Here is a 6,257-nt window from a genome sequence, read left to right as displayed (position 1 = left end):
TCCTTGGCGAACCGCTCGCGGGGCTGGAGCGCGAGCATGGGCCCGAGGTGGTCGATGATGCGGCCCGCCGCCGACTTGGACACGCCGAACAGCGGAGCAAGTTGCCGCATCGTCAGGTTGGTTCGCCAGTACGTTGCGACCAGCAGGGCCCGGTCCTCCAGCGGAAGGCTCCACGGCCGGCCCTTGCGGACCGCGTCCGCTCCCGCGCGCCGCAGAACCGTCACCAGCTTCCCGAAGGCGCGTGGACTCAGCCCGGTGAACGGGGCTATCCAGGACGGCTCAGACGCCGTGATCACACCAGCCACGGCCGTGATCATTCCACGGTGTCGAGAGCTCCTTTGGCCATCGCGGCCCGGCAGCGTTCCACCTGGCCAGCGACCTCTTCCATGAACCAGCGCATGATCTCGTAAGGGATGACGTGCTCGTCGTGGCTGTGGATGTGGACGGTCGGTTCCAGGCTCGGGTCCTCGTCGGGAACGAAAGCCACGACGAACGCAGCTCCCGGCAGGTGGGTCGCGGCGTTGGGAATCCCGGTCCGCGCTGGCGCAGGAACTGCCTCGCTCAGCTCCACGGCCCAAGCGTCGTCTGCCAGGGCGTAGTGGAACAGGATGGCGTAGTGGCGGCCTGCGTGTTCTCGCAACTCTGCTGGCATGACGGCAGGTTGCCACATCCGTCAGGCCCTGATCGAAGGGTAATGGCCGAGGCCACAGGCGCCCGGGCAACCACCTCGCCAGCTCGTCGAGCCAGCCGTTTACGGGACACCCCTTAGCCCCACAGCTCCGGCAGAAGCAACGGCGAACAGCGAGCCGGCCCCAGCAACAGTCCGCTTTCCGCAGCGGGAGCAATCGGGCAACGGAGCACGCGGGAGTGGTCGGACAACAGAAAAAGGGCCGTTCGAAAACGGCCCTTCACCTGCGACGTTCGATAGTTCGAACTAGTCGGGACGACAGGATTTGAACCTGCGACCCCTTGACCCCCAGTCAAGTGCGCTACCAAGCTGCGCCACGTCCCGGTGCCCGTGTGACCTGGGGTTTCCCCTGGCCGAACGTGCACCGAAACAATACCGCACTCCGAGGCGTGATCGCTCACGCCTTTCCCTCACGCTTGACCTCAAGCGGACTTGAGGTTGCACGCTCTGTGGCATGACGACGACAACGGAACGCGCGCATGGATACGGATACGCGGACCTCTCCCGCCTCATGGGGCGGATGACGGGGGACGAGAAGCACGGGCCCGCCGCCACGTCCACCCTCGACGCGCTCTGGGTCCTCTACGACCAGGTGCTCAGGGTCACACCCGGGCAGGTGGACGACCCCGGGCGCGACCGGTTCCTGCTCTCCAAGGGGCACGGGCCCATGGCGTACTACGCCGTCCTCGCCGCCAAGGGTTTCGTGCCCGTGGAGTGGCTCGAGGGGTTCGGGGCGTATGACTCTCCGCTGGGGCATCATCCCGACCGGGTGCTCGTACCGGGGGTCGAGATCGGGAGCGGGTCTCTCGGGCATGGGCTGCCGATCGCCGTCGGGACGGCGCTCGGGCTCGGGGCGAGAGGGATCGTGGACGCCCGGGTGTGGGTGCTCGTCGGGGACGCGGAGCTGGACGAGGGCAGCAACCACGAGGCCATCGCCTTCGCCGGGCCCGCCGGTCTTGAGCAGCTGCACACCGTCGTGATCGACAACGCCTCCGCCCGGCACGCGAGGCCCGGCGGTATCGCCGCGCGCTTCGAGGCCGCCGGGTGGTCCGCCGAGACCGTGGACGGGCGTGATCACGACGCCCTGTACGCGGCGTTCACCGCCCCGCATCCCGGGCAGCCGCGCGTCGTCATCGCCCGGGTCGAGCCGAAGGGCCCGTAGGCGTCGCGCCGCAAGACGGGCCTCCTCCTGTTCCGTTCCTCCGCCTGCCTGATTTGGAGTGTTTTTTCATGGACACCATGCGTGATCGTTTCGCCCCCACCCTCTCGCGCCTGCTCGACGAGGATCCGCGTGTCGCCGTCGTCCTCGCCGTGATCGGTGCGGACGGGTTTGCGGGGGCTCAGCGCAAGCACCCGGAGCGGGTGATCGATGTGGGGATCCGGGAGCAGTTGCTCGTCGGGGCCGGGGCCGGGCTCGCGCTGGCCGGGCTGCGGCCCGTCATGCACACCTTCGCGAGCTTCCTCGTGGAGCGGCCGTTCGAGCAGGTGAAGCTGGACTTCGGACATCAAGGCGTGGGCGGCGTGCTGGTGAGCGCCGCCGCCTCCTTCGACTGGCCCGCCGGCGGCTACACGCACATGGCGCCGGGCGATGTGGCGCTCCTCGACACCCTGGACGGGTGGACCGTTCACGTGCCGGGGCACCCTGACGAGGCCGAGACGCTGCTTCGGCACGCGGTCGCCGGGGGCGACGACAAGGTGTACGTCCGGCTCTCCGTGCAGTCGAATGCTCGGGCTATGCCGGTCGACGGGGCTCGCTTCCGCACCGTGCGCGAAGGCCGTGGTGGGGTGGTTGTCGCCGTCGGGCCGATGCTGGACCACGTCCTTGCCGCGACCGATGGCCTCGATCTCACCGTCCTGTACGCGACCACCGTGCGGCCCTTCGACGCGGAGGCACTGCGTCGCGCGACGGGGGCAGGAGCCGTTGCCGATGTCGTGGTCGTCGAGCCCTACCTGGCCGGGACCTCCACCGCCGCCGCGAACGACGCGCTCGGCGACGTGCCGCACCGGGTGCTCGGGCTGGGCGTGGGGCGTGCCGAGCTGCGCCGCTACGGGCAGGTCGACGAGCACATGGCGGCGCACGGGCTCGACGTCCGGTCGCTGCGGGAGCGGGTCACCGGGTTCTTGGGGGCGCGGGCTCTCGTATAGCCGCCTTTCGATCAGCCGCCTTTCGATCAGCCGCCTTTCGATCCGGCCGTCCGGGACGGGCTCCCCCGCCCTGGACCGGCACCCTTCCGTCCACCCGCACCAACCCGCTTATCGCGGGGACCGACAGCAGGGCCAGGCAGACGAAGACCGTGGTCACGGCGCCCGTGATCAGTACCTGCTCCGCGCCGAAGGCACTCGCGGCGGGGCCCGCGAGCGCCTGCCCGACCGGCAGCAGGGCGATCGATCCCGCGACGTCGTAGGCGTGTATGCGGTTGAGGACGTCGGGCGGTACCTGGGTCTGGACGCTCGTCGCCCACATGACTCCCCAGAAGGAGAGCCCCGCCCCCGCCACCGCGGCGCCCGCGGCCATCAACGGGACGCCGAGCTGCGCGCCGACGGCCGCCGGGAACGCGCAGTATCCGATCAGGGCCACGGAACCGGCGCGGAGCATCCGGCGAGGGCGCAACCGCAGGGCGACGAGGCCGCCGAGCACGGTGCCGGCGCCCAGGGCGGAGTTCACCAGGCCGTACGCCCCCGACCCGTGCTTCTGGACGACAAGCGTGGCGACGAGTGGTGTCAGCGGACCCGTGGTCGTGATCATCAGTACGCTGAAGATCGCGATGACGCCCCAGAGCCAGGTGCGGGACCTGAACTCCCGCCAGCCCTGCACCAGATCGGCACGGAAACCGCTGCTGTGCGGGAGCGAGCCGGGGAGCGCGGGCGGCAGACGGAGCAGGAGCAGACACAGGGCGCTCAGTCCGTACGTCGCCGCGTGCGCCGCGAAGACGGAACCAGCCGAGGCGAAGGCCACGAGGACGCCCGCGACGGCCGGACCGGCCAGGGCCGCGGCCGACTCGGCCACGCGTATCGCGCCGTTGGCCTTCTGGACGTCGGGCGCCAGGCGCGGGACCGTGCTGGCGACGCCGGGCTGGAAGAGCGCGCCCGCTGCGCCGTTGACCGCGCCGATCACGCAGATCTGCCAGAGGACGACGTGGCCGGCGAAGAAAAGGACCGCCGCGACCGACTGCGTGCCTAGGCGGACCACGTCCGCGCCGATCATCAGCAGGCGGGTGCTGAACCGGTCGGCGAAGACCCCGCCGAAGATCACCAGGCCCGCGAAACAGACCGTCGTGGCGGCCATCGCGAGACCGACGGCGCCCGCGCCGTGCCCGTGCTGGAGCAGCCCCGCGGCGAGCGCCACGGGAAGCATTGTGTCGCCGAGCTTGGCGATGGTCCGCGCGCCGAAGAAGAACCCGAAGTCCCGCGACCAGATGCTGTGGCGGTCCGTGGACGTCCCCACGGGCTGCCGGCCCCCGCGCGTGAATCGGATGCCTCTGCGCTGCTCGGCCTCGTGAGCGGACCTGATCCCCTTACCCCGCCCCTCCACAGGGAGCCCCTCGTCGCACCCACCCTCGCCGCACCCGCGTTCGGCGACCCCGTCCTCCCCGTCTCCGGCCCCCGAAGCCCCGCCCCCTGACTGCACCACTGTCCCCTCCCTGACGACTGCCCTCCCCGGTCGACAGCGAAGGCCCCCTCGTCCCCACGAGCCCCTCGCTCTCCACCCCTGCCCGGATCATGCCACGGGGCACTGACAGAGGCCGTTGAGTTTCAGCTCGTGGGCGGGAGGCCCAATTCCGGGTACGCGTCCAGGAGTCGGGTGGGGGCGGCCTGGCGCCAGGAGTCCGCGAGGATGTCGGTCAGTTCGTCCTTGTCGACTGCCGAGAGCCGTGCCCGCACCCAGGCGAACATCGCCTCGTGGTCGGCGATCCAGAACTTGTCGGGCTCCGCGAGGACCAACTCGTCGCGCTCCTCCTTCGGGCACCGCACGGCGATGGAGGTCTCGTCCTCGGGGAGCGTGGCGAACATCTTCCCTGCCACCCGGAAGGTGGGCATGCTCCAGGCGATCTTCTCCGTCGTGTCCGGCAGGGCCAGTGCGATACTCCGGACGTCGTCACCCGTGACCTGGGCCTTGGCATGAGCTCGAGACATGTCTGAACCGTAGCCAACGCCACTGACAGCGGCGCCTCGACCGACCCACCGGCCAGAGCCCATGGTCCCCGCCGCCCCGCCGGCCACGCCCGGCCCACCTCACAGCACGTGCTTGTCCAGCCAGGACCTCAGGTCCTCCTGCACCTCGTCCCTGTTGGTCTCGTTGAGGATCTCGTGCCGCGCCCCCTCGTACCCCCTCCAGGTGAGGTCGTCCAGGCCCACGTACCGGTAGTCCTCCACGAGTTCGTGCACCAGCGTCATGCCCTGGTTGCAGGGGTCCTCGGTGCCGACGGCGATATGGACGGGCAGGTCGGCCGGGACCCGGGCGAGGTTCCGCGGGTCGTTCATCTTGCGCACCGCACGCACCCAGTCCAGGCAGAGTCCGGCGGAGAAGGGGAAGCCGCAGCGCTCGTCGGCGACGTACACGTCGACCTCGGCCTCGTCGCGGGAGAGCCACTCGAAACCGGTGCGGTGCGGGTACGGATCGTTGAAGGCCGCGAAGAGTTCGGGGAGGTACGACGAGAGCGACTCGCGGCCGTGCTCCGCGATCTCGCGCTCCAGGCGGGCGATCGACTCGTCGATCCCGACGCCGGGCAGGGAGCGGAAGGTGCCGGAGAGGATCAGGCCCGCGAGGCCGTCCGGATACTCCTGCGCGTAGTCCCTGGCCAGGTGCGAGCCCATGCTGTGGCCGAGCAGGAAGAGCGGGGTTCCTGGATGCAGCGTGCGTACCTGGTCGCCGATCGCCTTGAGGTCGTCGACGATGGCGCGCCAGCTGTCAAAAGCCCCCGCACCGGAAGCCCCCGGCTCGGAATCCACCGCCCCGGCAGCCTCAGACTCGGAAGCCCCCGCCTCGGACGCGTCCACGTCGGAGGACGACCCCGTCACCCCATATCCACCCGTCGCCTGCGCCGTCGCGCCATGCCCCCGGTGGTCGGACGCGATCACCCCGTAGCCGTGTGCCGTCAGATGGCGCGCGAACCGGTCGTAGCGCAGGGCGTGTTCACCGGCGCCGTGCGCGATCTGCACGAAGGCGCGGGGCCTGCCACCGTCGGGCAGCCAGGTGTACGTGGCGACGGGGACGCCGTCCGCCGCGTTCACGAGTCCGGCGGTGTACGCGGCGGGGGCGGGCGTCGAGGCGTGGTCAGGCATTGCGGAAGGCTCCCCTGTACGACATCTGGGACGGGCTCTTGATCTGGGACGGGATCTGGTCGGCTTCTGCAGGGCTGGCTTCCCTGCTCCTGAAACCCTCCCCCGCACACGCGTCCTCATACCAGTGCCTCTCCGTGACTCCCTTCTCACGCCAGGCCCTTCCGACCCATTGACCCCCCGTCAGAGGGGAACCTACGCTGAACAACGCGCACGGGAAAGCGCTTTCTAACCCGTCTTCCAAGCCAGGCTCCACACACACCAGCGCACCCGCGCAACTCGCACTCAC

Annotated in this window: 7 protein-coding genes and 1 tRNA gene; 2 read left to right on the top strand and 6 right to left on the bottom strand. The window is 70.2% G+C overall.

Annotated features, from left to right (window positions below):
* The 3 genes from ACIBCK_RS18720 to ACIBCK_RS18710 all read right to left on the bottom strand — a co-directional run.
* The coding region (locus ACIBCK_RS18720) for a transposase family protein (RefSeq protein ID WP_399391496.1) at window positions 1–305 on the bottom strand (305 nt) is incomplete at its 3' end.
* Window positions 306–313: 8 nt separating this feature from the next.
* Window positions 314–652 (bottom strand): hypothetical protein, encoded by a 339-nt coding sequence (locus tag ACIBCK_RS18715; protein ID WP_399391494.1) that lies wholly within the window; start codon window positions 650–652, stop codon window positions 314–316.
* Window positions 653–938: 286 nt separating this feature from the next.
* Window positions 939–1,012 (bottom strand) — tRNA-Pro (locus ACIBCK_RS18710).
* A gap of 130 nt (window positions 1,013–1,142) precedes the next feature.
* On the opposite strand from ACIBCK_RS18710, the gene ACIBCK_RS18705 reads away from it, so the two are divergent.
* Together ACIBCK_RS18705 and ACIBCK_RS18700 are read left to right on the top strand one after the other, a co-directional pair.
* Window positions 1,143–1,850 (top strand): transketolase, encoded by a 708-nt coding sequence (locus tag ACIBCK_RS18705; RefSeq protein WP_399391493.1) that lies wholly within the window; start codon window positions 1,143–1,145, stop codon window positions 1,848–1,850.
* Window positions 1,851–1,918: 68 nt separating this feature from the next.
* Entirely contained in the window at window positions 1,919–2,833 is a 915-nt protein-coding gene (locus ACIBCK_RS18700; RefSeq protein ID WP_399391492.1) for a transketolase, read from the top strand.
* Here the strand turns inward: ACIBCK_RS18700 and ACIBCK_RS18695 are convergent.
* From ACIBCK_RS18695 to ACIBCK_RS18685, 3 genes are all read right to left on the bottom strand, one after another.
* Complete coding sequence (locus ACIBCK_RS18695) at window positions 2,799–4,133, bottom strand: MFS transporter (RefSeq protein WP_399391490.1); 1,335 nt, start codon at window positions 4,131–4,133, stop codon at window positions 2,799–2,801. The two genes, ACIBCK_RS18700 and ACIBCK_RS18695, sit on opposite strands and share 35 nt — an antisense overlap.
* Window positions 4,134–4,441: 308 nt before the next feature.
* Complete coding sequence (locus tag ACIBCK_RS18690) at window positions 4,442–4,822, bottom strand: MmcQ/YjbR family DNA-binding protein (protein ID WP_399391488.1); 381 nt, start codon at window positions 4,820–4,822, stop codon at window positions 4,442–4,444.
* Between the two features lie 99 nt (window positions 4,823–4,921).
* Window positions 4,922–5,971 (bottom strand): alpha/beta fold hydrolase, encoded by a 1,050-nt coding sequence (locus ACIBCK_RS18685; RefSeq protein WP_399391487.1) that lies wholly within the window; start codon window positions 5,969–5,971, stop codon window positions 4,922–4,924.
* Between the last annotated feature and the right edge of the window lie 286 nt (window positions 5,972–6,257).

Source organism: Streptomyces sp. NPDC051218 (genome assembly GCF_044455475.1).
Taxonomy (GTDB): domain Bacteria; phylum Actinomycetota; class Actinomycetes; order Streptomycetales; family Streptomycetaceae; genus Streptomyces.
This window is presented reverse-complemented; position numbering and strand designations above follow the sequence as displayed.